Origin of the sequence: Caniella muris, assembly GCF_943193035.1 — a bacterium.
In the GTDB taxonomy this organism is placed as follows: domain Bacteria; phylum Actinomycetota; class Coriobacteriia; order Coriobacteriales; family Atopobiaceae; genus Granulimonas; species Granulimonas faecalis.
In genome coordinates, this window is record NZ_CALPCK010000001.1 from 674,470 (window position 1) to 701,141 (window position 26,672).

The 26,672-nt window shown below is 71.9% G+C and carries 25 protein-coding genes; 5 read left to right on the forward strand and 20 right to left on the reverse strand.

Annotation, left to right across the window (positions count from 1 at the left end):
- Positions 1–18 precede the first annotated feature (18 nt).
- The 15 genes from NFR49_RS03070 to NFR49_RS03140 all read right to left on the reverse strand — a co-directional run bounded on the left by NFR49_RS03070 (position 19) and on the right by NFR49_RS03140 (position 15,334).
- A complete protein-coding gene (locus tag NFR49_RS03070) occupies positions 19–831 on the reverse strand; it encodes a mannose/fructose/sorbose family PTS transporter subunit IIC (protein ID WP_251158198.1) in 813 nt (270 codons plus the stop codon).
- Between the two features lie 37 nt (positions 832–868).
- A complete protein-coding gene (locus NFR49_RS03075) occupies positions 869–1,855 on the reverse strand; it encodes a PTS sugar transporter subunit IIB (protein WP_251158199.1) in 987 nt (328 codons plus the stop codon).
- A 461-nt stretch (positions 1,856–2,316) separates the two neighbouring features.
- On the reverse strand, positions 2,317–3,435 hold the full coding sequence (locus tag NFR49_RS03080; RefSeq protein ID WP_251158200.1) for a M24 family metallopeptidase: 1,119 nt from the start codon (positions 3,433–3,435) through the stop codon (positions 2,317–2,319).
- Positions 3,436–3,476: 41 nt separating this feature from the next.
- Positions 3,477–4,652: a 3-dehydroquinate synthase gene (locus NFR49_RS03085; protein ID WP_251158201.1), complete on the reverse strand. Its 1,176-nt coding sequence runs from the start codon at positions 4,650–4,652 to the stop codon at positions 3,477–3,479.
- The gene (locus tag NFR49_RS03090; protein WP_251158202.1) at positions 4,649–5,191 is read right to left on the reverse strand and encodes a shikimate kinase; all 543 of its coding nucleotides are present in this window, start codon (positions 5,189–5,191) and stop codon (positions 4,649–4,651) included. The genes NFR49_RS03085 and NFR49_RS03090 overlap by 4 nt, the downstream gene beginning before the upstream one ends.
- Before the next feature lie 31 nt (positions 5,192–5,222).
- The gene (locus NFR49_RS03095) at positions 5,223–5,711 is read right to left on the reverse strand and encodes a prepilin peptidase (protein ID WP_251158203.1); all 489 of its coding nucleotides are present in this window, start codon (positions 5,709–5,711) and stop codon (positions 5,223–5,225) included.
- Between the two features lie 7 nt (positions 5,712–5,718).
- Complete coding sequence (locus NFR49_RS03100; protein ID WP_251158204.1) at positions 5,719–6,246, reverse strand: YqeG family HAD IIIA-type phosphatase; 528 nt, start codon at positions 6,244–6,246, stop codon at positions 5,719–5,721.
- Positions 6,243–7,616, reverse strand: coding sequence for an endolytic transglycosylase MltG (gene mltG, locus NFR49_RS03105; protein ID WP_251158205.1), 1,374 nt, complete (start codon positions 7,614–7,616; stop codon positions 6,243–6,245). Before mltG ends, NFR49_RS03100 begins: the two co-directional genes overlap by 4 nt.
- 6 nt (positions 7,617–7,622) lie before the next feature.
- Complete coding sequence (ruvX, locus tag NFR49_RS03110) at positions 7,623–8,042, reverse strand: Holliday junction resolvase RuvX (RefSeq protein ID WP_251158206.1); 420 nt, start codon at positions 8,040–8,042, stop codon at positions 7,623–7,625.
- 3 nt (positions 8,043–8,045) lie between these two features.
- Positions 8,046–10,688, reverse strand: a complete 2,643-nt coding sequence (gene alaS / locus NFR49_RS03115) for an alanine--tRNA ligase (RefSeq protein WP_251158917.1) — start codon at positions 10,686–10,688, stop codon at positions 8,046–8,048.
- Positions 10,689–10,753: 65 nt separating this feature from the next.
- On the reverse strand, positions 10,754–12,157 hold the full coding sequence (locus NFR49_RS03120) for an AI-2E family transporter (RefSeq protein ID WP_251158207.1): 1,404 nt from the start codon (positions 12,155–12,157) through the stop codon (positions 10,754–10,756).
- 1 nt (position 12,158) lies between these two features.
- Positions 12,159–12,941 carry a SigB/SigF/SigG family RNA polymerase sigma factor gene (locus NFR49_RS03125; RefSeq protein ID WP_135977454.1) on the reverse strand — a complete coding sequence of 261 codons (783 nt, stop codon included), beginning with the start codon at positions 12,939–12,941 and terminating at the stop codon, positions 12,159–12,161.
- Between the two features lie 50 nt (positions 12,942–12,991).
- Positions 12,992–13,369 carry an ATP-binding protein gene (locus NFR49_RS03130; protein ID WP_251158208.1) on the reverse strand — a complete coding sequence of 126 codons (378 nt, stop codon included), beginning with the start codon at positions 13,367–13,369 and terminating at the stop codon, positions 12,992–12,994.
- Between the two features lie 10 nt (positions 13,370–13,379).
- Complete coding sequence (locus tag NFR49_RS03135; RefSeq protein WP_251158209.1) at positions 13,380–13,919, reverse strand: DUF2703 domain-containing protein; 540 nt, start codon at positions 13,917–13,919, stop codon at positions 13,380–13,382.
- 62 nt (positions 13,920–13,981) lie between these two features.
- Entirely contained in the window at positions 13,982–15,334 is a 1,353-nt protein-coding gene (locus NFR49_RS03140; RefSeq protein ID WP_251158210.1) for a replication-associated recombination protein A, read from the reverse strand.
- Positions 15,335–15,407: 73 nt separating this feature from the next.
- Here NFR49_RS03140 and NFR49_RS03145 point away from each other — a divergent pair, with 73 nt between their 5' ends.
- Positions 15,408–16,175 carry a gamma-glutamyl-gamma-aminobutyrate hydrolase family protein gene (locus NFR49_RS03145; protein WP_251158211.1) on the forward strand — a complete coding sequence of 256 codons (768 nt, stop codon included), beginning with the start codon at positions 15,408–15,410 and terminating at the stop codon, positions 16,173–16,175.
- Positions 16,176–16,289: 114 nt separating this feature from the next.
- On the opposite strand, the gene NFR49_RS03150 is transcribed toward NFR49_RS03145, so the two are convergent.
- From NFR49_RS03150 to NFR49_RS03160, 3 genes are all read right to left on the reverse strand, one after another.
- Positions 16,290–17,981 carry an OPT/YSL family transporter gene (locus tag NFR49_RS03150; protein ID WP_251158212.1) on the reverse strand — a complete coding sequence of 564 codons (1,692 nt, stop codon included), beginning with the start codon at positions 17,979–17,981 and terminating at the stop codon, positions 16,290–16,292.
- A gap of 130 nt (positions 17,982–18,111) precedes the next feature.
- On the reverse strand, positions 18,112–19,368 hold the full coding sequence (locus NFR49_RS03155) for a deoxyguanosinetriphosphate triphosphohydrolase family protein (RefSeq protein WP_251158213.1): 1,257 nt from the start codon (positions 19,366–19,368) through the stop codon (positions 18,112–18,114).
- A complete protein-coding gene (locus NFR49_RS03160; protein ID WP_251158214.1) occupies positions 19,365–22,127 on the reverse strand; it encodes an SGNH/GDSL hydrolase family protein in 2,763 nt (920 codons plus the stop codon). Before NFR49_RS03160 ends, NFR49_RS03155 begins: the two co-directional genes overlap by 4 nt.
- A gap of 141 nt (positions 22,128–22,268) precedes the next feature.
- On the opposite strand from NFR49_RS03160, the gene NFR49_RS03165 reads away from it, so the two are divergent.
- The gene (locus tag NFR49_RS03165; protein WP_251158215.1) at positions 22,269–22,967 is read left to right on the forward strand and encodes an SA1002 family membrane protein; all 699 of its coding nucleotides are present in this window, start codon (positions 22,269–22,271) and stop codon (positions 22,965–22,967) included.
- Here NFR49_RS03165 and NFR49_RS03170 read toward each other — a convergent pair.
- Positions 22,964–23,419, reverse strand: coding sequence for a PTS sugar transporter subunit IIA (locus NFR49_RS03170; protein ID WP_251158216.1), 456 nt, complete (start codon positions 23,417–23,419; stop codon positions 22,964–22,966). The two genes, NFR49_RS03165 and NFR49_RS03170, sit on opposite strands and share 4 nt — an antisense overlap.
- Positions 23,420–23,605: 186 nt before the next feature.
- Here NFR49_RS03170 and NFR49_RS03175 point away from each other — a divergent pair, with 186 nt between their 5' ends.
- Positions 23,606–24,181, forward strand: coding sequence for an STM3941 family protein (locus NFR49_RS03175; RefSeq protein WP_251158217.1), 576 nt, complete (start codon positions 23,606–23,608; stop codon positions 24,179–24,181).
- Between the two features lie 29 nt (positions 24,182–24,210).
- Here NFR49_RS03175 and NFR49_RS03180 read toward each other — a convergent pair whose 3' ends face one another.
- Positions 24,211–24,987, reverse strand: coding sequence for a metallophosphoesterase (locus NFR49_RS03180; RefSeq protein ID WP_251158218.1), 777 nt, complete (start codon positions 24,985–24,987; stop codon positions 24,211–24,213).
- Positions 24,988–25,265: 278 nt separating this feature from the next.
- On the opposite strand from NFR49_RS03180, the gene NFR49_RS03185 reads away from it, so the two are divergent.
- Both NFR49_RS03185 and NFR49_RS03190 read left to right on the forward strand, forming a co-directional pair.
- Entirely contained in the window at positions 25,266–25,679 is a 414-nt protein-coding gene (locus NFR49_RS03185) for a (deoxy)nucleoside triphosphate pyrophosphohydrolase (protein WP_251158219.1), read from the forward strand.
- A gap of 99 nt (positions 25,680–25,778) precedes the next feature.
- A complete protein-coding gene (locus tag NFR49_RS03190) occupies positions 25,779–26,648 on the forward strand; it encodes a hypothetical protein (protein WP_251158220.1) in 870 nt (289 codons plus the stop codon).
- Positions 26,649–26,672 lie beyond the last annotated feature (24 nt).

Here is a 26,672-nt window from a genome sequence, read left to right on the forward strand (position 1 = left end):
TTTCAATCCTCCCTCGTCTTACTCGTAGTCGTTCAGGATGTCGTCGAGCGGGTCGGAGCCGCCGCCGGCGGTGGCCGCAGCCGCGCCACCGTTGCCGCCGCCGTTGAACTCAGGCGAGAGGTCGAGGTAGACGAAGGCGAGGGCCACGCCGATGATGCCCATGGCGATCAGGCCGAGCTCTGACACGGAGGCGAGGGCGAAGCCGAGGAAGAAGAACGGCCAGACCTTGGCGGTGGCCATCATGTTCATGACCATGGCGTAACCGACGACGACGATGAAGCCGCCGGCGGTGGACAGGCCGGTGGTGATCCACTCGGGGATCGCGGCCAGGGCGGCCTGAACGGCCTCGGCGGGGATGGCCATGATGATCATGGCCGGGATGGCGATGCGGAGGCCCTGGCAGGCCACGGAGAGCCAGAGGTAGGCCTCGACGCCCGTGACGTTGCCGCGGGCGGCGGCGGCGTCGGCGCCGTGGGCGAAGCCCACGGTGATGGTGCGGACGAAGATGGTGAGCACGGTGCCGGCCACGGCCATGGGGATGGCGACGGCGACGGCCTCCTGCACGCCCATGCCCTTGAGGCACACGAAGATGCCCGAGGAGACGCCGGCGAGGGCCGCGTCGGGGGCGACGGCGGCGCCGATGTTCATCCAGCCGAGGGCGATGAGCTGGAGGGTGCCGGCGAGCATGATGCCCTCGACGGGGTGGCCGGTGACCAGGCCGATCAGAGTGCAGGAAATGATGGGCTGGTGCAGCTCGAACTGGTCGAGCACCGACTCCATGCCCGCCAGGAAGGCGATCACGAAGATGAGTACGGCGGAAAGGATGTCCATGAATCCTCCTTTTGCATCCTTCTAGAGAGCCGAGTGGCTACGGCATCATGTTGTTCTTCTGGATGAGGGCGAAGAGGTCCTCGCCGCCGTCAGAAGGAACCTTCTTGGTGTCGAACGTGGTGCCGTTGTCGCGGAGCGCGATGAAGGCCTGGACGTCCTGCTCGCTGACCGCGATGGCCTGCGAGATCATGGTCTTGCCGGCGGAGTGCGCCAGGGAGCCGACGTTGATGTGCTTGATGGGCACGCCGGCCTCCTCGACCGCGAGGGCGTCCTCGGGGTTCTCGAAGAGGACCAGGGCCTTGACGTCGCCGAAGCGCGGGTCGTTGTAGCACTTGACGAACTGCGCGATGGTGGTGACGTTGGCCTTGACTCCCGGAGGGGCGGCCTCGACGATGAGCGACTTGCGCAGGTCGTCGTGGGCCACGGCGTCGGAGACGACGATGATGCGGTTGCACCCCACCGAGCGGGCCCAGTTGGTGGCCACCTGGCCGTGGAGCAGGCGCGAGTCGATGCGGGTGTGCACGAGCTTCATCTGGCCGTCGCCCACCACGGTGCCCTCGGGCAGCGCGGAGGAGCCGACGGAGGAAGCGGCCGCGGCAGCGCCCCCCTTGGGCTTGGGCTGCAGCGACTCCGGCTTCACGCGGACGCCGCGGCGGCCCTCGACGAACACCTTGGTCGCGATCTCGTGGGCGGTGCCCAGGGAGAAGCGGCCGGTGTAGGCCTCGATGAGCATGGGCAGGTTGAGCCCGGTGACGATGGCCCACCGGTCGTGGCCGTCGGCGAACGCGCTGCACTGGTTGAAGGGGGTGCCGCCCCACAGGTCGACCAGGAAGAGGACCTCCTCCTGGGCGTCCTTGTCGAAGCCGCTGACAGCCTCCTCCAGCTTCTTCCTGAAGTCGTCGGGGCCTTCGCTGGGCATCAGGGTGACCGCGGCCACGTTCTCCTGGTCGCCGAAGACCATGGAGCCGGACTGCTGGATGCCGGTGGCGAATTTGCCGTGGCTTGCCAGGACAATACCTACCATCACATAACCTCCTAAAATTATCCTTGTCGTTTACATGTACAAAAACCTTCATGAACTATAGCCCAGGTACCCCGACGGGCAGGCGAGGAGACGGATTTTTTCCGCGATAGGTTTTTGCGGCGTATTTTCGTTGCTATAACGCACAAATGCAGATATAATAACCTATTTTTCCATATTAAGCTACTACTCAAATAGCCGAAAGTTGACCATAAGTCCGTATTCATCTGCACCGACGTGGCGCCAGACCGTCGGATATGCTTTCGATATATTATCCGGTCCGTTGGTATTTCAGTGTACCCAACTTTCCGTTTGCGTTGACCTTTTTCCTTTCTCCATGGGCCCCGCGGTAGTGCCGGGCGGCCCTCCCCGGCACCGGCAGAAGGGGACGCCCCACGGGCGCCGACGGGCAGCCCATGGGGCGTTTAACCAAATCCATAGAATGTGGAACCGACGGGCCGATCCTAGCCCCTGGCGGACTCCAGATCGTGGCCGAGGCGGGTGAAGGGCTCGTAGCCGTCGGCGGTCACCACGCCGGTGTCCTCGATGCGCACGCCGAACTCGCCCGGGATGTAGATACCCGGCTCGATGGTCACGACGGACCCCTCGGGGACGGGCTCCTCCCACCGGAGGCTGAAGTTGGGGTCCTCGTGGATCTCGACCCCCACCCCGTGGCCCAAGCCGTGGCCGAAGTACTCGCCGTAGCCGGCCTCCTCGATGACGCGCTGGGCGATGCGGTGGATGTCGGCGCCGACGACGCCGGCCCTGACGGCCGCGGCGGCCTCCTCGTGGGCCCGGCGCACGACGTCGTAGACCTCGCGCTGTTTCTCGGAGGGCTCCCCCACCACGAGGGTGCGGGTCATGTCGGCGTGGTAGTCGTGGTAGAGGGCACCGAAGTCCATGGTGACGAAGTCCCCCTCCTGCACGCGGTAGTCGCCGGGCTGGGCGTGGGGGTTGGCCCCCTGGGGGCCGGCGGCGATGATGGAGTCGAACGAGACGGCCTCGGCGCCGTGCTCGAACATGGAGCGCTCGAGCTCCGCGCGGATCTCGAGCTCGCTCATGCCGGGTCGCACGTAGGAGCGGATGTGCTCCCAGGCCGCGTCGGTGATCTCCTGGGCGCGGCGGAGCAGGGCGAGCTCCTCGTCGTCCTTGACCATGCGCAGGCGCGAGATGGCCCCGTGGAGCCGGGGCATGAGGCAGGCCCACGACTCGGCGTCGAGGCCGCGGGCGAGGTCGTCCACGAACCCCACGGCGACGGTGTCCTCCACCGCGGCCACGCGGGCCCGGGCGGAGGCGAGGGCGCGGGCGGCCCAGGCGGCATGGGGTGTCCTCCCCATGTCGACCTCCCAGGGGCCGTCGGGCCCGAGGCGCTCCATGAAGGTGTTGTAGTAGCGCGAGTCGGTGTGGAGCAGCAGCGTGTCGGCCGTCACCACCGCGGTGTGGGCCACCTCGTCGTCGAAGGTGCGCTCGGCCCCGGTGAGCCACCGGAGGTCGGCGTTGTTGCGCAGGACCACGGCGTCGTAGCCCCGCTCCCCCATGAGGGCGCGCAGGCGCGCGACCCTTCCTTGCTGTGCCTCGGACATGCGGCACTCCCCTTTCTCTCCTGCCCGTCCCCGGGCGCGGTTCACAGGATCGACCTCGCCGCGCACCACGCACCGAGGTGCTCCTCGAGCACGGCGTCGTCCACGGCGGCCATGCGCACGCGCCCCACGGCGTGGGGCAGCGCCACCATGGCGCGGTTGGTTCGGGCGAGCTCCTCCTCGCGGAAGGCGCGGCCGAGCGCCGCCGGGTCGAGGGCGCAGGGCACCTCGGGCACCGACAGGCGGTCGAGCAGGGCATCCTGAGCGAAGACGAGGTCGACGTCGCCCTCCACGGCGCCCACGGCGAGCCGCGCCGCGAAGCGCAGGCCCTCGCCGAGCCGGAGGCCCCAGCCCACCCCGGGCAGGAAGCGCCCGAGGGCCCGGGCGAAGGTCTCGCCGTAGGAGAGCGACCGGCGCACGGCCACGGACGTGGACGCGTTGACGCGGCCCACGCCGCGGGCGGCCTCGAGGGCCTGCCGGGCCGTCTCGGCCGCGTCGCCGGCGGCCATGGCCTCCGAGCGCATCACGAGGGTGTTGAAGGCGTCGCGGGACTCGCACACGGCGGCCGCCACCATGGCGGCGCGGCCGGCAACGTTGCCCGGCGTGAGGGCGGCGATGTCCAGGGTCCCGGGCTCGGCGTAGCACATGGCCATGCGGCAGCGCGCCGAGACCATGGCCCCCTCGCCGCCCGAGGAGAGCGGCAGCGGCAGGGCAGGGCAGAGCACGAGGGCGTCGAGGGACAGGGGCACGCAGGCCAGCGGGGTCCCGCCGCACCAGGTGCTCGCGGCGAACGACGCCAGGGACAGCGTGGCCCTGCCCCCGACGGCCACGAGGGCGTCGGAGGAGGTGACGCCGGACGAGCCGAGCGCCTCCCAGAGGCCGGGCAGGCGCGACGCCTCCGCAGCGTCGGCGGCCGGCACGTCCGCCAGACGCCGCACGAGGAACCCGGCGTCGGTCACGAGGCGGCGGAGCGACTCCACGAGAGCAGGATCCGCCCCCTCCTCCACGAGGAGGGCGGCGGTGCCGGTGCGGCCGCAGCAGACCCGCAGGTCGCGGCCGAACCTGTCGAGCACGCCGTCGCCCACCCGCACGTCGCACGAGGCGCCGTTGGCGGACACCGTCTGGCGCAGCGGGGCCACGGCCCCCGCACCGGCGTCCGGGGAGGCCGGCGAGACTCCCTCGACGGCCCCGGCCGTGTCGTTCACGGTCTCCTCGCTCACAGCAGCCCCTCCTCCCAGAGCAGGGCGCCGCACTCGCAGGCGACCTCCTCGAACGTCTTGCCGGTAATGATCACGCGGTAGTCGCACACGCTCTCGTAGAGCGGGCGCCTGAGCTCATACACGTTGGCGGCGTGGGCGAGGTCGACGAGGTCGGGCCTGCGCCGCATGGACCGCATCTGGGCGAGGGAGTCCTCGAACGTGCCGTCGAGGAAGACCACGTGGCCGAGCTCCCCCATGAGCCTCCGGTTGCGCCCGCTTTCCACGGTGCCGCCCCCGCAGGAGACAAGGAGCGACTTCTCGGCCTTGAGCGACTCGAGCACCCCGGCCTCCGCGTCGCGGAACGCCGCCTCGCCTCTCGAGTGCCAGAGCACGGGCAGCGAGGCATGGAGCCGGCGCTCGACGAGGCGGTCGGTGTCCACGTAGCGCCGGTGGAACATGTGGCCGAGGTTGCGGGCCACCGTGGACTTGCCGGCGCCGGAGAAGCCCACGAAGAGCACGTGGTCGCAGTCGTCATGCACGACCATGCCGTCATGTTCCATGGGTGGCTCCCCCTCCCCCGTCTCGCCGGTTTCACCTGAACGATAGTATCACCGGTCCGAAGGCGCAGAGGAATGCGGCGACGGCGCCCGCGAGGCACGCCCACGGGCCCACGGCGAACGTGGCCCGCCCGCGCAGGGCGGCGACGGCGGCGCCGAGGCAGAGCCCGGCGGCCATGGCGGCCACGGCCGGCCCCCAGCCGAGGAGCGCGGCCCAGCAGCCGAGGAGCTTGACGTCGCCCATGCCGACCGCACCCCGGCCGAGGCGCCGGGCGCAGAGCTCGGCCGCAGCGGCGGCGACCGTCACGGCGACGGCACCCGCGAGCAGGGGCCCGGGGGCGGGAAGGCAGCCGGCGAGGGCGGCGAGCCACGGGAGCCCCGGGGAGAGCGGCAGGGAGAGGGCCCGGGCCATCTGGAAGGCCAGGGCGACGGCCGCCATGGCGGCCAGGAGGGCGTTGGGCAGCCTGCGCTCGCGGGCGTCGGCGACGGAGGCCCAGGCGGCGAGGGCGAGGAAGGCTGCCACGGCCGCGTCAGGGGCGGTCGGCGGTGTAGGCGGGGTCGCCCGAGGCGGCCCGCTCGAACAGGCGGAAGACGCGGGTGTACCAGAGCTCCTCGGTGGACTGCGGGTCAACGAGGATGGGGCGCACGCCGGCCAGGTTGGCGGCCATGACGTCGGTGAACACCTGGTCGCCCACGAGCACCGTCTGCTCCACGGGCACGCCCATGGCCCCGCACGCGGCCCAGAGGGCGAAGGGCGCCGGCTTCATGGCATGGTCCACCTTGGGCACGCCCAGCTCGGCGGCGCTCGCGGCCACCCGGGTGCCGTGGAAGTTGTTGGAGACGAGGCAGAGGGCGAGGCCGGCCGCGCGGGCCCGGTCGAACCACGCCGCCACCTCGGCCGGCGCGTGCTCGGCGTCCCCGGGAACGCAGGTGTTGTCGCGGTCGAGCAGCACGAGCCGCACACCCTCGTCCACGAGGCGCCCCACGGGGATGTCGGGGACCGCGTGGTAGCGGGCCCACGGGCGGGTCAGGGGCGTGCCCCCGCGCTCGGCGCTCATGACGCCTGGTCCCGCTTGGCCTGCTCGATGGCGGCCATGTGCTCGTCGTAGGTGCGCGAGAACGTGTGGTTGGAGTAGGTGCCGTTCTCGATGATGAGGAAGTACAGGTAGTCGGTGGACTGCGGGTTCAGCGCCGCCTGGATGCACTCGATGGAGGGCGTGCAGATGGGCGTGGGGGGCAGACCCTTGTTGAGGTAGGAGTTGTACGGAGACTCCGTCTTGAGGTCGTCGGCCGTCACCTCGCCGCCGGTCACGTAGCCCATGGTGGCGTCGGACTGCAGAGGCATGCCGTCGCGCATGCGGTTGTAGAAGACGGACGAGACGAGCGGGCGGTCCTGCTCGGTCACGGCCTCGCGCTCGATGACCGAGGCGAGGGTGAGCACGTCGTAGTCGTCGAAGTCCACGCCGTACGTGCTCTTGAGGGCGGCCTCCCCGGACTGCCAGTCCAGCGACGCGGTGGCTGTGGCGTAACGGTCGAGCATGGCGCGGATCACGGCGTCGGCCGAGACCTCCTTGCCGGAGAAGTCGTAGGTGGAGGCCCAGAGGAAGCCCTCGAGGGAGTCGTCGGCGGCCTCGGAGAGGAACGGGTAGTCGGCGGAGTAGTTGGAGGCCTTCGCTTGGGCCACGAAGTCGTCAGCCGGGATGCCGAGGGCGTCCTGCACGCAGGCGGCCGTCTTGGCAACGGTGAGGCCCTCCGGCACGGTGACGCGGTTGGACGTGGTGTTGGGGCCCTCCACGAGCTGCTCCACGATCTGGGTGACCGGGGTGCCCGCGGCGAAGCGGTAGGTGCCGGGCTTGAGCGACTGGCCCGCCCCCTGGGCCATGACGGCCTTGGTGAACGTGGCGGAGTCCTTGACGAGGCCGGCGTCCACGAGCGACTGTGCGATGGCGTCGGTGCCGGCGCCCTCGGCCACCTGGATCTCGACCTCGCCGGACGCGGGCTCCTGGGAGGGGGCGTCGGGCGCGGGGGCGGCGCAGCGCGAGAGCACGAGGCAGGCGACCACGACGGCGGCGACCGCCGCGACGGCGGCCACGACCAGGGGGAGGCGCGAGGGGGCGGCGGGGCCGCCGGACCTGGGGTGGCGCACGGCGCCGCGGCTGCGGGTCTGGGCCTGGGTGCGCTCGGAGACCCGGCGCGTGGTGGCGCCGGAGGCGACGCGCGGGGAGGTGGCGCGGGAGGCCTCGCGGCGTGGGGAGGTGGCGCGGTCCGCGGCCTGGGGGCGCGGGGAGGCGGCATGGCGGGCCCGCGGGGCGCCGGCGCGGGAGGTCTCCGCGGCACGACGGCCCTGCTGGCGGCTGTGACGGGGCGCGCGGTCGGGACGTCCCGGCCCCGTTCCGGCACCGCCGCGGGGGTTCCTGGGGTCTGCCATGGGTTCCTAACTCTCGTGGGGTCGGGCGTCGAGGAACGCCTGGAGGAAGAGCGACGCCGCGACCATGTCTACCTTGCCCCGCATGGAGCGCTCGTCCATGCCCTGGGCCCTCAAGATACGCTTCGCCTCGGCGCTGGAGAGACGCTCGTCCGCGAATTCCAGAGGAAGACCGCAGGCACGGGCGATGTCGCGCGCCTGGGCCATGACCCGCTCGGCCTGGGGGCCGTCGTCGCCGGCCATGGTCCTGGGCCTGCCGCACACCAGGGCGTCGGGCTCGTGGTCCTCCAGGACGCGCCGGAACGTCCGGGCGCCCGAGAGCACCTCGTTGGCGGGGAGCACGCACACCGGGAAGGCGACGGCGCCCGAGGCGTCGGACGCCGCCACGCCGATGCGCCGCTCCCCGATGTCAAGGGCGAGGTACCGCACCGGCTACTTCCCCTGGCCCAGACGCTCGCGCACGGCGTCGAGGGCGTCGGCGACGACCGCAGGGCCGGGCAGCCCGCCCTGGGCCATGGCGGGCTTGCCGCCGCCGCGGCCGCCGAAGGCGCCGGTGACCGCCTTCACGACGGCGCCGCCGTCGAAGCCGGCCTCGACGGCCTCCTTGGTGCCGGCGGCCAGAAGCGACACCTTGCCCTCGTCGGACTGGGAGACGAGGAAGCACGCCACGGGGCCCTTGGCCTGCTCGCGTAGGGTGTCCCAGACGCCACGGAGGTCGCGCGCGTCGCGGCCGTCCAGGCGCGTCACCACGGCCCTGTAGCCGTCGCACTGGATGGCGTCGGCCAGGGCGTCCGCGGCGGCGTTGGCGCCGGCGCCGGAGAGCGCGCGCTTGAGCTTGGCCTTGAGGTCGCGCTCGCGGGCGAGCATGTCGTCCACGGCGCCGGCCACGGAGGCGGGGCGGCTCTTGAGGGAGGCGGCCGCGGCGTCGAGGGCGTCGAGGCGGCCGTTGACGAAGTCCAGGGCGCCGAGCGAGGTCACGGCCTCGATGCGCCGGGCGGCGCTGCCCACGGAGCCCTCGGAGACGATCTTGAAGATGCCGAGCTCGGCGGTGTTGGAGGCGTGGAGGCCGCCGCAGAGCTCCGCCGAGAAGGGCTCGGGGCCCTCGCCGGCGCGCACCACGCGCACCTCGTCGCCGTACTTCTCGCCGAAGAGCGCCACGGCGCCGGAGGCCTTGGCGTCCTCGATGGACATGAGCTCGGTGGTCACCGGCAGGGCGAGGAAGATCTGCTCGTTGACGAGCCCCTCGATCTCCTGGACCTGCGCCTGGGTCAGGGCCTCGAAGTGGGTGAAGTCGAACCGCAGGCGGTCGGGGGCCACGAGGGAGCCGGCCTGGTGCACGTGGTCGCCCAGGACACGCTTGAGGGCGGCATCCAGCAGGTGGGTGGCCGTGTGGTTGCGGCGGATGAGCTCGCGGCGGCGCTCGTCGACCTCGGCGGTCACGATGTCGCCCACACGCACGAAGCCGCCCTTGACGCGACCCACGTGGGCCGTGAGGCCGTCGTGGGAGACGGTGTCGTCCACGTCCATGCGGAACTCGATGCCGGAGAGCTCGCCGGTGTCGCCCACCTCGCCCCCCATCTCGGCGTAGAACGGGGTGCGGTCGAGCACGACCTCCACGTCGTCGCCGGTCTCGGCGCGCATGACGCTCTCGCCGTCGCGCACGATGGACAGCACGGTGCAGCCGCGGAGCTCGCCCTCCTCGTAGCCGTGGAACTCCGTGGCGTCCACGGAGTCGGACAGGGCCGTCCAGACGTCCACCTGGCTCCAGGCGTCGGAGTCGGTGGCGCCGGCGGCGCGGGCGCGGGAGCGCTGGGCCTCCATGTCGGCGTCGAAGGCCTCCTGGTCGATGTCGTGGCCGGCGCCGAGGGCGATCTCGCGGGTGAGGTCCACGGGGAAGCCGTAGGTGTCGTGCAGGGTGAAGGCCACGTGGCCGGAGAGGGTCTCCCCCTCCGCGAGCCTCTCGAGCTCCCCCTCCAGGTAGAGGCGGCCGGTCTCGATGACGGAGGAGAAGCGGGCCTCCTCGGCGCGCACGGTGCCCTCGATGAGGGCGGCGTTCTCCACGAGCTCGGGGTAGGTGTCGCCCATGAGGCGCGTCACCTCGGCCACGTAGTCGCAGAGGAAGGCGTCCTCGATGCCCAGCAGGCGGCCGTGGAAGACGGCGCGGCGGAGCAGGCGGCGCAGCACGTAGCCGCGGCCCTCGTTGGAGGGCAGGATGCCGTCGCCGATCATGAACGTGACGGCGCGGGAGTGGTCGGCGATGATGCGCAGCGAGACGTCCTTGGAAAACTCCTCGCCGTAGGTGGCGCCGGAGAGGCGCTCGCCGAGCTCGATGAGGCTCCAGAGGATGTCGCCGTCGTAGTTGGACGACTTGTGCTGCATGATGGCGGCCATGCGCTCGAGGCCCATGCCGGTGTCGACGTTCTGGTGCGGGAGGTCCACCAGCGTGCCGTCCTCCTGGCGGTCGTACTGGGTGAACACGAGGTTCCAGAACTCGAGGAAGCGGTCGCAGTCGCAGCCCGGGGCGCAGTCGGGGCTGCCGCAGCCGTGCTCCTCGCCCTGGTCGAAGTAGATCTCGGAGCAGGGGCCGCAGGGGCCGGTGGGGCCGGCGGCCCAGAAGTTGTCATCCTCGCCCAGACGCGAGATGTGGCCCGGGTCCACGCCCAGGGACTCCCAGATGGCCGCGCAGTCGTCGTCGTCGGTGAAGACGGTGAAGTAGAGGCGGTCGAGCGGGAGGTGCAGGTGGTTGACGATGAAGTCGAACGCCCACTCGCAGGCCTGGCGCTTGGAGTAGCCGCCGAAGGCGAAGTTGCCGAGCATCTCGAAGAACGAGAGGTGGCGCCCGTCGAGACCGATGGCGTCGATGTCGTTGGTGCGCAGGCACTTCTGGCACGAGGTGGCGCCGATGGCGTCCTTGAGGGTCTTGGTGCCCAGGTAGTACTGCTTGAACTGGTTCATGCCGGCGTTGGCGAGGAGCAGCGACGGGTCGTCGGGGACCAGCGAGGAGGACGGGAACCGCTTGCAGCCGTGGGCCTCGAAGAAGTCGAGGAACGAGGAGCGGATCTCTGCGGTGGTCATGGTCGGGTAGTCAAGTTCAGCCACGGGGCTTCTCCTTTGCAGGCTGGTCGCATACAGGGGGCATTCTACCGCTTGTCCCGGTCCCGGCCGTCGTCGGGGGCGTCGCCGCGCTGCCCCGACGCGCGGTCGTGGCCGCGCTCGAGGATGGAGGCGGCCTCCGCGGCGTGGCGTCGGATGACCTCGGTGACGTCGGGCCTGGGCGCCGGGTCGGCCTCGGCCGTGACGTCGGTCTCGGGCGGCTCGGACACGAGGCGGCTCGTGGCGAAGAAGTGGTCGTCGTCGAGGGCGTCGCAGGAGGGCGCCGGGCTGCCGTCGGCATGGCGGTAGGGCGTGCCCTGGAAGAGCGCGCCGTCCCGGGACACGAGCTGGCGGCCCGTGCGGGTCTCGAAGTAGTAGATGAACACGCCCTTGATGGCGGCGCTCACCGGGATGGAGATGGCCATGCCCACGGCGCCACCGAGGCTCGAGCCCACCACGATGGCGAGGAGCGACAGGGCGGGGTGCACCTGGACGGCGGAGCGCATGACGACGGGGCTCACGACGTTGTCGGTGACGTTCTCGGCCACCATGGCCGCCACGAGGGTCCAGAAGGCGCACACCGGGCTCACGAACAGGGCCGTCACCGTGGCGATGGCCGCGCTGATCCAGGGGCCCACGACGGGCACGAAGTGGAGCAGGCCCGTGAGGATGCCCATGAGCGGGGCGTAGGGCTGGCCAACGACCGTGAAGCCGAGGAACGCCAGGGAGCCGCCCACGATGGACGTGATGACGATGCCGCGCATGTAGCCGCCCATGGAGCGGCTGGCGACGGCCAGGAGCAGCGTGAGGTCGTCGCGGTGGGCGGGGCCGGCGATGACGGCGAACTCCCGCACGATCCTGGGGTAGTCGCGCGCGAGCCAGTAGGCCATGACGAGGCCCAGGAAGAACATGAAGAACACGTTGACGATGTTCATGAGGTTGGGCAGCAGGCCGCTGGAGAGCTGGCTCGCGAGGTCGGTGGCGAACCTCGACCCCATGGTGGACAGGGCGTCCACCACGCCGGTCATGTTCTGCTGGAGGTCCGCGGTGTCCGCGTTGCCGTAGCGCTCGAAGAGCGAGCGCAGCCAGTCCTGGGTCTCGCGGAGGTAGCCGGGGATGCGCTCGAGGAGCGACGTGAGCTGCTCGGTGAACGCGGGGCCCAGCACCGCCACCACGGCGGCGGCCACGCCGAGCACGCACACGAGGGCCATGATGGCGCCGAGGGCGCGCCCCACGCCGTGGTTCTCGAGCCAGTTGACGAGCGGGCTGCAGATGAAGCCCACGATGATGCCCACGGCGAGGAACTCGATGGCCGGGGCCAGGAAGCCCAGGGCCCAGACCACGAAGATGAAGACGAGGACGAACCCCACGACCGTCCACACGCGCACCATGCGCAGGCGGTCGGACGCGGGGACCCCCGTCGGCTGCTGTCCTGACGGTTGGCCGGCCATGCTACCCCATCAACCCCTCGGGGTCGATGCGGTCCTGGACCTTCTTGAGGGTGCGGCGCAGGAAGCGCGAGACCTGCACCTGGCTCACGCCGAGGCGCTTGGCGATCTCCACCTGGGTGAGGCCGTCCTGAAAGCGCATCTTGAGGACCTCCTGCTCGCGCGGCGAGAAGGAGCCGATGGTGTCCTCGATGACCATGCGGTCGTCGGAGGCGAGGAGGTCCTGGTCCTCGGTGGCGTAGTGGTCGATGACCGAGGGGGCGTCCTGGTCGCCGGACCCGCCGCCCTCGAGGGGCACGGAGCTGTAGGCGCTCGAGGACTCCATGGCCTCGAGGACCTCGTCGACGGTGACGCCGAGGGAGGCCGCGATCTCGTCCACGGAGGGCGAGCGCTGGAGGTCCTTGGTGAGCTCGTCGGTGGCCTGGTTGACCTTGGCCGAGAGCTCCTGCAGGCGTCTGGGCACGCGCACGGACCAGCCCTTGTCGCGGAAGTGGCGCTTGATCTCGCCCATGATGGTGGGCGTGGCGTAGGTAGTGAACTCCAGGCCGCGCTCCGGCTCGAAGCGGTCGATGGCCTTGATGAGGCCGATCGTGCCCACCTGGATGAGGTCGTCGAGCGACTCGCCGCGGTTCTTGAACTTGGAGGCGAGGAAGCGCACGAGGTTGAGGTGGCTCACGATGAGCTGCTCGCGGGCGTCCTCGTCGCCCTCGTCCTTGTACAGGGCGAAGAGCTCCCGCGTGCGTTCCTTGTCCCACGCCAGCTTGCCTCTGCCGGCACCGGCGGACATGCGGCGGGCGTGAATGCCGGAGGTCCGGGAGACCTGGGGCCTGGACTCGCTCACTCGGCCCCTCCCATCTTCTTGAGGACCGTGAGGCGCGTGTGGCCGTCGTCGATGGAGTACTCGTCGGTGACCGAGCCGAGGATGAGCTGGGCGTAGTCGAACGAGCCCTCCTCGTAGGCGTCCTCCACGTCGCGGCAGGGGCCCAGGGAGAAGCTCATCTGGATCTGGGCCTCGTCGATGGCGAAGAGGATGTCGCAGAAGTCCTGCTCGGTGGCGCAGGCGTAGACGAAGCCCTCCTCGGCGGCCATGCGGACGTCCTCGACGTCGTCGATGGACAGGCCGCAGACCACGGCCAGGTTGGCTGCCAGCATGCGCACCGAGCGGGCGAACTCCGCCGCTGCGGGGGTCTTGAGCTCGACGATCTTGCTTTCCATGGGACCTCTCCTACTCGTTGTCGCTGTCGGTGGGGGCGCTGGCGGGATAGGTGAAGTACCCGCTGTCGTCGGAGACGGTCTCGACCTCGGGGGCCGCGGCGTCGATGGCCGCGGCCTCGGCCTCGGGCAGCGGCTGGGCCTCCTGCTCGCCGCCCTTGCCGGTGATCTTGCTGACGGCGCGGCCCGCGACGGCGGCGGCCTTGTCGACGACGCCGCTCACGGCGGTGGTGGCGTCGGAGGCGGCCCCGGTGACGGTCCCCACGTCGGACAGGATGGTGTTCACCTGCAGGAGGTCGAGGGAGAGGGCGTCCACCGTGGTCTCCACCTTGCCGAGGAGGGGCTTGACCTCCTGGATGGCGGGGTTGAGGTCGGCGACGGCCTTGTCGACGTTCTTGATGGTGCCCTGGAGCCCGTCGACCGTGCCGTCGACCTTGTCCACGAGGCCGTCGACCTTGCCGCGGACCTTGCGCAGGGTGAGGGCGATCTCGACGCCCACCCACACGAAGGCGGCGATGAGCACGACGAGCGCGACGATAATCCAGATGTTCATGGCGTTCCCTTTCTCAGGGCGCCGGCCTCGGCCGGGGCCCGTTCGCTCCGATGGTTTGCATTCTACCCATCTGAGGGCGCGGGCCCACCGCCGCGGTCGCGGGCCACGGCCTCACGGCGCCAGGCCTCCCACCCCCGCTCCGACGGGTGCCAGAACGCGCCCGCGGAGAGGCCCTCGGGCAGGTAGCGCTGGGGGACCCAGCCGGCCGGGAAGGCATGGGGGTAGAGGTAGGGCCCGTAGGAGTCGGACCCGGGGCGGTGGCGGTCGCGCAGGTGGTTGGGCACCTCGCGGCGCGGGCCGCGGCGCACCTCGGAGAGGGCGGCGTCTATGCCGGCCTCGCAGGCGTTGGACTTGGGCGCGAGGGCGAGGTACGTGGCCGCCTGGGCCAGGTTGATGCGGCACTCCGGGTAGCCGATGACCTCCGCGGCCTTGAAGGCGGCCTCGGCCACGAGGATGGCCTGGGGGTCGGCGTTGCCCACGTCCTCGGACGCGCAGATGAGGATGCGGCGGGCGATGAAGCGCGGGTCCTCTCCCCCGTCGATCATGCGGGCGAGCCAGTAGAGGGCGGCGTCGGGGTCGGAGCCGCGCATGGACTTGATGAAGGCCGAGACGACGTCGTAGTGCATGTCGCCGCCCTTGTCGTAGGGCAGGCCGCGGCGGGGGTTGGCCTCCTCGACCTCGGCGACCGTGATGGCGTAGGGGCCCTCCTCCGGGACGGACGCCGGCACCGTGCCGTCGGGGCTCGCGAGCTGGGCCGCCAGCTCCAGCGTGGTGAGTGCGGCCCGGCCGTCGCCGCCGGCGAGCGACACCACGGCGGCGCGGGCCTCGTCGTCCAGGGCGAAGCAGCCGCGGAGGCCCCGGTCGCTGGCCAGGGCGCGGTCCACGAGCTCCCCCACGGCGCCGTCGTCCAGGGCCGTGAGCTCCACCACGCGGCTGCGGGACAGCAGGGCCGAGTTGACCTCGAAGTAGGGGTTCTCGGTGGTCGCGCCCACGAGCACCACCACGCGGTCCTCCACGGCGTGGAGCAGGGCGTCCTGCTGGCTGCGGTTGAAGCGGTGGATCTCGTCCACGAACAGGATCGTGCGCCGGCCGTCGGAGAGCAGGCGGTGCTCGGCGGCGTCCACCTCGCGGCGGAGGTCCTTGACGGTGCCGGTGATGGCCGACACCTCCACGAACTCCGCCCGGGTGACGTTGGCCACGATGCGGGCCAGGGTGGTCTTGCCCGTGCCGGCGGGGCCGTAGAGGATCACGGAGGAGAGCGCGTCGTGCTCGATGGCGCGGCGCAGCCACGAGCCGGGGCCCACCGCCTGGGTCTGGCCGACGAACTCCTCGAGGGTGTGGGGGCGCATACGGGCGGCGAGGGGTGCGAACCGCGCCTTGGCCTCGCGCTCCCGCTGGGAGAATAGAGTGTCCATGGCAGGTATTGTAAGGTCTTGGAAACTAATGTTCGCCATACTGGCCCAAACCCACGAACTCGACGGAGGGACCATGGACTACACGGCGGGGACCTGCCGCCGCCCCCTCATCGGCATCTGCGGCAGGCCCGACGAGACGGGCGAGTACCTCATCATCTTCAAGGACTACGCGGACCGCGTCTACGAGGCCGGCGGACTCCCCGTTGGCCTGCCCGCCCACGAGGGCGCCGACGCCTGCGCCGACGAGGTGGCCGAGCGCTTCGACGGCATCGTGTTCACCGGCGGCTGCGACATCGACGGCGCAAGCTTCGGCGGCCGCGCCTACGACGACTCCACCCACCACCCCCTCGGCGAGACCATGCCCGTGCGCGACGCCTTCGAGGGCGCCCTCGTGCACGCCTGCTGGGACCGGGACGTGCCGTGCCTGGGCGTCTGCCGCGGCCTCCAGGTCATGAACGTGGCCATGGGCGGGAGGCTCGTGCGCGACGTGAGCGAGCAGGCCTGGTCCATGGCCGCGCACATCGGCAGCCACCTGCAGCCCGAGCCCTTCGACACGCCGAGCCACGACGTGCTGGTGGAGCCCAACAGCGAGCTCGCCCGCATCCTCGGCTGCCTGGAGACCCGGGTGAACTCCATCCACCACCTGGCCATCTCCGAGGTGCCCCAGGGCGGCCACGTGGTGGCGCGCGCCCTCGACGGCACGCCCGAGGCCATCGACTTCACGGACCGCACGTTCTTCATGGGCGTGCAGTGGCACCCGGAGATCATGGGCACGCAGCCCGAGCTCTTCTCGGCCTTCGTGGCCGCGGCCGACGCCCGGCGGAGGGCCCTGGGCCGCTGAGGGTCCGGCCCGGGTACAGCATGCGGGCGCAGACGGACAGGGCGCCCGGGACCGCCGTCTGAGACGGGTCCCGGGCGCCCTCCGCGTCCCGGCCGTGCGCGTCCCGGCCGGCCGTCAGCCTGCGAGCATGAGGGCCACGGCCACGAAGGCCGTCACCACGCCCACGAGCGACTCGCCGCCGAGAAGGCCCGACGCCGCCGCCTGCCAGCGCGCCTCCCGGGCCGCCTTGGCCTCGGGGTCGTCATCCCTGTGGCGGTGCTCCACGACGATGCGCACGAGGGCGCCGAGGCCCGCCGACGCGCTCATGTGGAACGGCAGGTACACGCCCAGGCCGAGCGTCATGACCGGCAGCTTGAGCAGGGCCATGACGAAGCCGGCCGCCAGGGCGCCGAAGAACACGCCCACGTGGGGGATACCGCCCGCCATGGTCGCCACGACGGAGGCCTGGGCGGCCACGAAGGTGTCGGCGCCGGTGGCCTCGGGGCCGAAGGCCTCGGGCCCGTAGGCGCCGGCCAGGGCCATGAGCATGAGCGAGGCGACCACGGCGCCCACGAGGCCGCCCACCGCCATGCCGGCGAACTGGTCGCGCGGGTCGGTGTCCAGGGCGTCGCCGGCCTTGAGGTCGTTCATGACGTCGCCCACGATGCCGCAGGCCACGGCCACCACGGCCGCACCGAGGAACAGCGTCTCCATGGAGAGGCCCGCGAAGGCGATGCGCACGAGCAGCAGCACGAGCACGCCGAAGATCTCCATGGGGTTGATGCCCATGGTGCCCGTGAGCCACGCGGAGAGGTACACCGAGAACCACGCGCCGAGGATGACGACGACCGACGGCAGCGGCCCGAGGCCGAGGCCCACGCAGGCGACGACGGCCACCACGGCCATGGCGAGCGCCACGGCGGAGCGGGGCACGGAGAGGCGGCGGCGCTCCTCGGCGGCGTCGGGGCGCGGCGCGGCGCCGGCGCCGCCCGCGAGGCGCGCCTTGACGACGGGGGCGAGCCCCGAGACCACGGCCCCGCCGCCCACGCCGAGCATGAGGCCGAGGCCGAGGCTCGTCTGGATGGACGGCGCGTCCGCGGCGGCGATGACGCCGAGGGCGGGGAGCGCCCAGGCCACCACGACGGTGCCCAGGACGGCGCCGGCGAACCACACGAGGGCGGGCACGACGCCCACCACGAAGCCCATGGCCGCCATCATCGGCGAGTTGTACACGCCTAGGGTGACGCCGGGGATGACGCCGCCGAAGCCCAGGACCGAGGGCAGTACCCCCAGGTTGTCGCGGACGAAGGCGTAGAGGGCGGCGAGGCCCATGGACCCGAAGAGCACCGGGGCGTCCTTGCCCTGGGAGCCGTCGCAGGCCCTGAGGGTGTCCGCCGCCGAGAGGCCCACGGGGTAGGCCAGGCGCCGCTCCCGGATGAAGTAGGGCTGGAGCACCGCCGAGGCCACGAGGCCGAGGGCCGTGCCCGACAGGGCGCAGAGCAGCACCTGGGGGAACGTCACCTGGTACTGGGGGCCCAGCATCCAGAGCCCGGGCAGCGTGAAGGCGAGGCCGCCGGCCACCATGGCGCCGGCGCTCATGGCCGCGTGGCACACGTTGGCCTCGTGGAGGTCCCGGCCGCCGAGGGCCCTCAGGGTCACCACCGAGGCCAGGGCCGCGAAGACGATGGGCCAGGGCAGGGCCCCCATCTTGAGGGCGATGAACATGGAGCTCGCCGTGAGCACGGCGCTGCCCACCGACCCGATGACGAGGGCGCGCGGCGTGAGGGCGCGGCCGGCCCGCGGGGACTGGCTGGTCTCAGGGTGCATTGGTCTCCCCTAACGTGAGGATGCTCGCGGTTGTCCGGGCAATGGTAGCTGAAAATCAGGCACAGGCGCGGGACACGGACTGATGTGCACCGGGGAGGGCGCGGGCGCCGGGAGCCTCAGGTCTCGGGCCTCAGCCCAGGGCGTCGAAGTAGTTGTGCTGGGGGAACACCTTGGCGGCGTCGGGGTCCAGGCGCTCGGCGAGGGCCATGAAGTAGTCGTCGGTCATCGAGGCGATGTAGTCGGCCGCCGTCTGCACCGGGTCGGCCTCCCAGTCGTAGGTGCGGCCGTAGTGGGCGAGGTCTGCCTCCAGGGGCGCCACGTGGTGGGCGAAGACCGGCGCGTCGGCCCGGCCGGCCCGGAGGTCGTCGAGGGCGGCGTCGAACACGAGCTCGAACAGCCCCTCCACGGCGTGGCTCGTGGCCCCGTTTATCTCGGTGGAGTGGTAGATGCGCTCGAAGTTCTCCCGCTTGGCGCGCTTGAGCTCGGCGAACCCCTCGTCGCTCATCACTATGGCGTCCTGGCCCAGGCTCGACTCCACGATGTCCGAGATGAAGGCGTCGAGGGCCCAGCTGTTGTAGGCGCCGCCGAGGCCGTCGGCGAAGGAGCCCTCCCCCACGTGCCCGGCGCGGATGGCGTCCTGGCGGTCCTTGCCCACGTAGGCCACGATGTCGGCCACGCGCACGACGCAGCCCTCGAGCGTCATGGGCCTGAGGTGTCCCACGGCCCCATCGCCCTCCGTGGCGCAGGCGGCCACGGCGGCGTCGAACCCCTCGAACGAGGAGAGGCCCGAGACGGTGAAGCGCTGGAGCTCGCACTCGCCGTTGTGGCAGAGGATGCCGTCCAGGGTCTGGAGGCAGAGGTTGCGCCCGTAGAGGGTGTCGAGCACGCGCACGGAGTGCACGTTGTGGAAGAATCGCCGCCCGTCGCGACGGCGCAGGATGGCGTCCAGGAAGCGCTCGCCGGCGTGGCCGAACGGCGTGTGGCCGATGTCGTGGCCGAGGGCCACGGCCTCGATGAGGTCGCAGTTGAGGCCGAGTGCCCGGCCGATGTCGCGGGCCACGCGGCTCACGAGCTGCACGTGGAGGCCGCGGCGCGAGAGGTCCTCGTCGGCGAGGAAGCTGAACACCTGGGTCTTGCCGGCGAGGCGGTTGTAGGCCGGCAGGTGCATGACCTTCTCGACGTCGCGCATGAAGGCGGGGCGGAGGGCCGTGGCCACGTCCCGGGGCTCGTCCGCACGGCGGAGCGCCGCGGAGTCGGGCGTGGCCCAGGGGCTGCAGGCGCCCCGGGCGGCGTTCTCGGCCACCTGGGCCCGCGCCTCGGGGGAGAGCCCCCGGGCGAGGCCGGGCGCCAGGGGGTTGAGGGCGCCCTGCCGGCTGCCGGGCCTCACGGCCGGCCCCCGCGGTCCACGAAGCAGCCCATGTTGAGGCGGCTCGTCCACTCGCCGATGGTGGCGCCCACGCCGCAGCGGGTGAAGACGCCCGAGAAGCGCCCGCCGAAGAGGTAGAGGCCCTCCATGCAGGAGGCGTCCACGACGCCCGAGAGCTGGGTGACGTCCTCCGGCGCGCAGCCGCCCACGACCACGGGGCACACGTACTGCGGCGCGTAGGCCTGCACGACGGCGCCGGTCTCGCGGGCCCGCCCGAGGACCTCGAGCCAGCGCCCGTCGCCCACGTCCCGGCCGGCCACGACGGAGTCGGCGTTGTAGCCGTCGGCGGGCTTGACGATCCAGGCCTCCCGGTCGAGGTAGGGGGAGAGGTCGTCCCCCGGGGCGAGCACCTTGGTGAACGGCACGTGGGCCCGAACGAACTCGAGCTCCCCGGCGTCCAGCACCGAGGCCGCCTCCGGCCCGTGGAAGAAGGCGAACACGTTCTTGGTGGCGCAGGGCCAGGTGGAGAAGCCGCCCACCACGCAGGCCAGGTTCTCCTCGGCGGCGAGGACCAGGGCGTCTGCGCCGTCACAGGGCTTCCCCATCATCTCCGAGACCACCACGCGGCGCCACACGCAGTCTATGGGGCCGCGGCCGTCCACGAGGCGCCACCGGCCGCCCACCTCGTCGACGGAGAGGTCGCGGATGTCCGTGATGCGGGCGTCCACGCCCATGGCGGCGAAGCGGGCCACGAAGTCCTCGGCCTCGTCGCGGGAGAGCGACTCCAGGTAGTCGACGACGGCGAGGCTGGGCCGCCCCGCCGGGAAGGGCCCGGTCCCGGCCCGGTCCCAGGCACCGTAGCAGTCCAGGACCTCGCGGGCGCAGGCGTCCACCACCGAGTAGGGCTCGAGGCCGGGGCGCTCCCCCTCGAGCGCGGCGAACGTGGGGCTCAGGGCCACGGCGCGGGAGACCTCGTCGGTGGCCGTCATGCCCGCCGATCCGTCGCAGTTGAGCTCGCAGAACCAGTACTCCCCGGTGTCCTCGTTCAGGAACACGTCCACGCGGGCCACAGGGACCGGGCAGGGGAAGTGGTCCTCGATGAGGCAGAGGCGCTCGACGTCGGCGGGCAGCCCGAAGGCGGCGCGCACCGACGGGTCGGAGCGGTAGGCCCGGAGCGTCTTGACCATGATGCGGTACATGGTCTCGGCGGCGTCGGCGAGCAGGCGCTCGCCCTCGACGGTGAACAGCTTGGGCGTGAAGGCCCAGCTGAGCGGTGCCCCGTGGTAGAGGGCGTGCGTCCCGGCGAGGTAGGCCTGCCCCGCGGCGCGGCCCTCGGCGTCGAGGCCGGGCAGCGACCCGCAGAGGGCGTTGAAGCGACCCTCCAGGGCGCGCCCGAGGGCGGGCTCGGCGGCGTCGGGCGCCGGTGCGGGTGCGGCGGCGCCGGCCCTCTCCCCCGCCTCCGCGGCCCCCGGTGCGGGCGCGGCGTCGGCGCAGGCAGGGGCGCCCTCCCCCACCGACGCCGGGGCCAGCGGCTCCAGGTGGCAGGGCACGGCCGGCGCCAGCGCGGCGAGGTCGAAGGGCTCGGTGTCCTCCGGCGGCAGCTCGCAGGGCTCGGCGCCCTCCCGGGCGGCGAGGGCCTCCCGGGCGGCGCGGCGGGCCTTCTTGGCCGCCATGGTGTCGATGGGCGGCTCGCCGGCCATGACGCGGCCGATGCGCAGGGCCATGAGCCGGGCGCCGCGGGCCGAGGGGTGGTCGGCGTCAGCGAAGTAGCGGGCGCGGTCCTCGAGGAGCTCGAGGCCGTCCACGAGGGTCACCTCCGGGTGGCGGGCGCAGGCGTCGGCGATGAGGCCCGGGACCGTGCCGTAGGCGGCGCCGCGGGCCGTGGGGTAGGCGTCCTCGTCGTGGGGCGTCGGCGTGGCGCAGAAGAGGCGGGCCTCCGGCCAGAGGGCGCACACGGTGTCGATGTAGGCGGCGACCTCGCGGGCCACGACGGTGCCGGACCACCCCTCGAAGCGGTAGTTGGGGCCGAGGGCCACCCACACCGTGTCCGGGGCCTCGAGGGCCCCGAGGCCCATGAGGGCCGTGGGCTGGAACACGAGGCCGCCCACGCCCTGGTTCACGAGGTCGAGGCCCTTGTCGGCCGCCACGAGCGCGGGCCAGGTGCCGGCCGGGTCGCCGGCGAGGAACCCCTGGGAGATGGAGTCGCCCAGCACGAGGAGGGTGGGCCGGGGCGGCACCGGGTCCACGTACGTGCCGTCGCAGAGCACCCTGCCCACGGTGCAGCCCCTCAGGGCCGGCAGGTAGATGCGCACGTGGCGGCGCGGGTCGAACCCCGGCAGCGTGGGGTCGCCCTCCTCGCCGGCGAGGTCCACCACGAGCTCCACAGGGCCCTCCGGGGGCATGCACGGCGCCACGGGCCGGCCGTCGACCGTGGCCGAGACGCCGTCGAACGGGTCGTCCGTGGGGCCGCCGGCGGCGAGCTCCACCTGGGCCGTGGTGGTGCGGGGCTCGGGGTCCACGTCTATCTGGAGGGCGCACTCGGAGGCATCGGTCTCGAACTCGACCACGATCCCCGAGGTGGTGCGCGCCTGGGCCCGGTATAGCGACGGGTGCCACGCGGCGCAGCTCCCCAGGGCCCTGAGCTGGGAGGGGAAGAACCGCAGCGGGCGCACCCACCCGGACGCGCCGCGCTCGACCGACACCGCCCCGTGGAGCAGCCCCTCGGCGGGGACCTCAACGGGCCAGCTCCTCCCCAGCCTGTGCCAGCGGCATCTGCCCATTCGGGTCCCCCTCTCGCGGTCGGCGCTCATCGGACACCGGCCATTGTCTCACAAGGCACCCGGGGCCTCTCACCCTCGCCCGATGGGTACGAGCACCCCGGGGCGCCGTGCCCCGGACAGGATGCGTGGGAAGGGAGCCCCGTGACCGTCATCGCGCGCGCACTCATCGTGCTTGTGACCCTCTACGCCTGCGGGCGCATCATGTACCAGGGCGACGACCCCAAGGTGCGCTGGCGCATCTTCCACGTGGTGCTGGAGTTCTGCGCCGTCATGGTGGGCAACGCCCTGGTGATGGCCGCGCTCCTGGTGGGGGCCGCCGCGCTGCTCCGGGCCCCCGGGCCTACCGCCGCGCTCATGGGCCTCCTGGTGACCGACGACGGCCGGTTCTCGGCGGGGACGCTCATGACCGCCATCTTCCTCCTGGTGTTTGCCACCGCCATCGTGCAGTACGAGGTGCGACGCCTCCTGCGCGGCCGCTTCGGCTGGGTGTCCATGGGCGGCGACGAGTACCAGATCTTCGAGTACATCATCCAGTGGCTGACCATCTTCTGCGTGGTCTACCAGTGCTTCTTCGAGGGGTTTGCCAGCGTGGCGCGCCTCGGGCACCCGGAGGGCCTCGGCCAGTTCTTCTCCATCGCCCTCACGCCGGCCAACATCAACCTCGTGCTGCAGCCGTTGCTCATCTCCAGCTGGGTGACCGTGGTGCTGGAGCGGTTCGCCCGCCGGAACGCCCCCAAACGCGGCTCCGCCCGCATCAAGGGCCCCTCCCCACAAAAAACGGCGCCCCGGGCCGCATCGCGACAGGGGGCGCCGGGGCAGGGCGGATCGGGGCGCGGCTAGGCGTCGAGGCCGTCGTTGATGATGGCGGCGATCTTCTCGGCGTCGTCGGTGGCGCGCATGGCGTCGCGGAACTCCTCGCGCATGAGCATCACGGCGACGTTGGAGAGGAGCTTGATGTGGGTGGTGCCGGCCTCCCCGTCGGGGACGAGCAGGGAGATGACCACGTCGACGGGCTTGTCGTCGAAGGACGGCCACTCGACGGGCTCCTGGAGCTTCACGACGATGACGCCGGCCTCCTTGATGGCGTCGGCCTTGGCGTGGGGGATGGCGAAGCCGTCCTGCATGCCGGTGGCACCCATGTCCTCGCGAGCGTCGTAGGCGGCGCGCACGGCGGAGGCGTCCTCGGCCATGCCCAGGGCCACGGCCTGGTCGGACAGGAGCTGGAGGACCTCCTCGCGGCTCTTGGAGGGGTTGTCCACGAAGACCTGGCTTGGCTTAACGAAATCGCTCATGTTGCCTCCTTGGGGCATCTTGGCCACTCATCACGGTTTGACGGGCACGGCACCGTGCCCGCCTGTCATTATAGGCAGCATGGCACAGCCAAAAACCAATGCCGGGTTTCTCCTCTTTCTTTAACAGAAAGACATCAGGAAACCACCGCCGCGCGGCGCCAGCGCGCCCGCCGTCCTGGAGGTCCCATGACCGCTCGCACCGAAGGTCCCCAGCCGTTCCGCATCGCCGCCGACACCACCCGCCAGCGCATCTTCATCGCCATCGGCGCCGTGGTGGCCGTGGCGTCGCTGTTCATCCTGTTGACGTCGGTGGGCTCCTACGGGGAGGCGCCGTGGCGCGTGTGGGCCTCCGCCACGGGCGTGGTCGTGGGCTCCGCCTGCGCCATCATCTTCATGCGCATGCTCCCCGAGCACCGCTGGGCCCTCGAGGTGGACGAGCGCGGCATCACCGACAACTCCTCCTCCGCGGCCCCCGGCCTCATACCCTGGGACGACATCGCCGCCGTCTACGACTGGCAGGTGCGCCAGGGCCACACGCTGGCCATCGACCTCAAGGACCCGGAGGACCTCCAGGGGCGCATGGCGCCCCACCCCGCCGCCAACGTCCGCGCGCGCCTCGCCCAGGGCATCCCGGCGGTCGAGATCCGCGTGGCGGCGTTTCCCGGCTCCTACACCGTGGACGAGGTGCTCGACGCCGCCCGGGCGTACCGCCCCAAGGCCGTGAAGCAGCCCCGCCGCTGGAAGGCGCCCAAGAAGCGCTAGGCCCCGAGCGCCAGGCCCCGGGCCCTCCCCTACTCGCCCTCCCGCACCGGCTCGTAGAACGTGGCCCCGTCGTCCAGGCGCACGATCCCCACCTGGCCCTCCGGATGGCCCCCCGCCGCCGCGCAGTCGACATCGAGCTTGTCGCCGCCCACCCAGACCATGACGCCGCGGCCGTCGTCGTCGGCCACGGGGCCGTCCATGGCGTCGGTCACGTAGGGCAGGTAGGTGGAGGGCGTGTGGCCGGCCACCACCACGGGGGACGGGCCCTCCTCCGACACGAGCCCCGTGGGGCGGTCCCAGAACCCCGAGCGCACCCAGAGCAGGTCGTCGGGACGCTGGTCCAGGAGCATGGAGAAGAGCGAGCGCTCGTCCCACACGCCGCCCTCGGGGGGCGCGGGGTCCACGATGCCGGCGTGCACGAGAACCCACGGTCGGCCGCCCGCCGTCACGACGTCGAAGAGCGGGAGGCGCCGCACCCACGAGACCGTGTGCTCGTAGGCCTCGGGCACGAGGCCCATGAGGCCCTGGGCCGTGGTGGTGCCGCCGTTGCGCATCCAGAGGTCCCAGGCGGCGCGGTCGTCGGGGTTTCCCACGCAGGAGAGCATGAGCTGCTCGTGGTTGCCGGCGAGCACGGTGGCGTTGGGCAGCCCGCGGAGCAGGCGGATGACACCCATGGGGTCCGGCCCCCGGTCGACCATGTCGCCGAGCACGTAGACGCGGTCGTCGTCGGCGGGCGACGCCTGGGCGAGGGCGCCGTCGAGCGCCCGCAGGTGCCCATGGACGTCGGAGAGCACGTAGACGGCCATGACCCTCCCCTTCCATCACGAATCTGAAAGCAACCGGTAATCGAGCCATCATTTTGACAGGGGTAAATGGGTAGCGCAAACCCGCCGCCCCCCTGTCCCACCACCCGGACACTTTTGTCCCAATGGTCGGGCACTTTTGTCCCAGCACCCGGGCACTTCTGTCCCAGCGGGGCCCGCGCCGCCATGCCGCCGGCCGCGACCAACCGCGCCCGGCGGCGGGCAAGGTGCCACAATGGGGCGGCGCGACCACCCGCAGGCACCCGGACGAGGAGGCATCCATGAGGCAGGTAACCGTGGCGGCGGCGTTCATCGTCGACGGCAGCGACCGAATGCTCGCCTGTCGCCGCAGCGACGGCGGCCAGGCGGGGTTCTGGGAGCTGCCCGGCGGCAAGGTGGAGCCCGGCGAGACGCCCGAGCAGGCCTGCGTGCGCGAGGTGCGCGAGGAGCTCTCCTGCGACCTGGAGTCCCTGTGGGCGCTCGAGCACGTGGAGCACGACTACCCGGACTTCCACCTCTCCATGGACGTCTTCTGCGCACGCATCGCCGCGGGCCAGGAGCCCGTCGCCTCCGTGCACGAGGAGCTCCGCTGGCTCTCCCGCGACGAGCTGATGGACGTCGCCTGGCTCCCCGCCGACGTGGGGCTCATGAAGAACCTCCAGACCTGGTGGGTCGCCATCTTCGAGGAGCACTAGGGCACGGGCCCCGACCGTACGGCCGCCGTGCCGCACGGGGTCCCGCCTTTGCCTGTTAGAATCAGGCCACCTGCACCCGACCGCCCGCGAGAGGATCCCATGGAGGAGAAGCACGTCGCCAACGTCCCGGACGGCGACCCCGTCGTCGAGTCGGCCTCTGCGACCACTGACCACGAGCACAACCATGCCGGCGTCGGCCCCGTCGTGGGGGTGGTGTGCGCCCTGGCGGTCCTCTGCCTCCTCGCCCTCGGCGTGGGCGGCTGCACGTCCTCGCTCATCATGGCGGGCGTGCCCTATTACTGGGACCTGGACGACGGCTACGGTTACGACGACGGGTACGACGGCTGGGACGGCTACGGTTGGGACGACGACTACGGCTGGGACGGCACGAACCCCTACGACGGCTGGGACGGCGGCCTCAGCTGGGACGACCGCGCCTCCGTCGACAAGCTCACGCTGGAGAGCGGGCTCGAGGCCTATGTGAGCTCCTACGACGTGACCATCGACGACTACGTGGCCGCCTCGGACTACTCCGGCGTCCCCCAGGGCGTGCGCGACTGGGTCAAGGGGCTCTGCACCCTCGACGCCACCGCCAACGGCACCGTGGTCTCCAAGCTGCGCCCCGCCCTCGCCTCCGCCGAGAACGGCGACGACGAGGCCGCCGCCAAGGCCGTCGAGGAGGCCCGCCGGACGGCTGCCGACGCCGCCACCCAGGCGGCAGGGCTCGCAGACGCGCTCCCCGAGGGCGTAGAGGGCCGCGAGGCGAGGCTCCTCGCCAAGGCGGCCCGCGCCGTGGCCGAGCGCTGGGACGACACGGCCGACGCCCTCGCCGCGCTCGGCGAGGCGGCCGCGGGCAACGGCAGCGCCACGCTGGACGACTTCGAGAACACTTGCCGCGAGGGCCTCGACACCGTGGCCGACGACGGCTACGAGAGCCTCATGGAGGCGCTGAGCCTCTCGGCGTCCTGACCCCCGACCCACCGGGCCCCTCGC

Excerpts from the sequence above, each read along its gene's own strand:
- NFR49_RS03070 (WP_251158198.1), bottom strand. The coding sequence starts at position 831 with ATGGACATCCTTTCCGCCGTACTCATCTTCGTGATCGCCTTCCTGGCG.
- NFR49_RS03075 (WP_251158199.1), bottom strand. The coding sequence starts at position 1,855 with ATGGTAGGTATTGTCCTGGCAAGCCACGGCAAATTCGCCACCGGCATC.
- NFR49_RS03080 (WP_251158200.1), bottom strand. The coding sequence starts at position 3,435 with ATGTCCGAGGCACAGCAAGGAAGGGTCGCGCGCCTGCGCGCCCTCATG.
- NFR49_RS03090 (WP_251158202.1), bottom strand. The coding sequence starts at position 5,191 with ATGGAACATGACGGCATGGTCGTGCATGACGACTGCGACCACGTGCTC.
- NFR49_RS03100 (WP_251158204.1), bottom strand. The coding sequence starts at position 6,246 with ATGAGCGCCGAGCGCGGGGGCACGCCCCTGACCCGCCCGTGGGCCCGC.
- mltG (WP_251158205.1), bottom strand. The coding sequence starts at position 7,616 with ATGGCAGACCCCAGGAACCCCCGCGGCGGTGCCGGAACGGGGCCGGGA.
- alaS (WP_251158917.1), bottom strand. The coding sequence starts at position 10,688 with ATGACCACCGCAGAGATCCGCTCCTCGTTCCTCGACTTCTTCGAGGCC.
- NFR49_RS03120 (WP_251158207.1), bottom strand. The coding sequence starts at position 12,157 with ATGGCCGGCCAACCGTCAGGACAGCAGCCGACGGGGGTCCCCGCGTCC.
- NFR49_RS03125 (WP_135977454.1), bottom strand. The coding sequence starts at position 12,941 with ATGTCCGCCGGTGCCGGCAGAGGCAAGCTGGCGTGGGACAAGGAACGC.
- NFR49_RS03130 (WP_251158208.1), bottom strand. The coding sequence starts at position 13,369 with ATGGAAAGCAAGATCGTCGAGCTCAAGACCCCCGCAGCGGCGGAGTTC.
- NFR49_RS03135 (WP_251158209.1), bottom strand. The coding sequence starts at position 13,919 with ATGAACATCTGGATTATCGTCGCGCTCGTCGTGCTCATCGCCGCCTTC.
- NFR49_RS03140 (WP_251158210.1), bottom strand. The coding sequence starts at position 15,334 with ATGGACACTCTATTCTCCCAGCGGGAGCGCGAGGCCAAGGCGCGGTTC.
- NFR49_RS03145 (WP_251158211.1), top strand. The coding sequence starts at position 15,408 with ATGGACTACACGGCGGGGACCTGCCGCCGCCCCCTCATCGGCATCTGC.
- NFR49_RS03150 (WP_251158212.1), bottom strand. The coding sequence starts at position 17,981 with ATGCACCCTGAGACCAGCCAGTCCCCGCGGGCCGGCCGCGCCCTCACG.
- NFR49_RS03160 (WP_251158214.1), bottom strand. The coding sequence starts at position 22,127 with ATGGGCAGATGCCGCTGGCACAGGCTGGGGAGGAGCTGGCCCGTTGAG.
- NFR49_RS03170 (WP_251158216.1), bottom strand. The coding sequence starts at position 23,419 with ATGAGCGATTTCGTTAAGCCAAGCCAGGTCTTCGTGGACAACCCCTCC.
- NFR49_RS03175 (WP_251158217.1), top strand. The coding sequence starts at position 23,606 with ATGACCGCTCGCACCGAAGGTCCCCAGCCGTTCCGCATCGCCGCCGAC.
- NFR49_RS03180 (WP_251158218.1), bottom strand. The coding sequence starts at position 24,987 with ATGGCCGTCTACGTGCTCTCCGACGTCCATGGGCACCTGCGGGCGCTC.
- NFR49_RS03185 (WP_251158219.1), top strand. The coding sequence starts at position 25,266 with ATGAGGCAGGTAACCGTGGCGGCGGCGTTCATCGTCGACGGCAGCGAC.
- NFR49_RS03190 (WP_251158220.1), top strand. The coding sequence starts at position 25,779 with ATGGAGGAGAAGCACGTCGCCAACGTCCCGGACGGCGACCCCGTCGTC.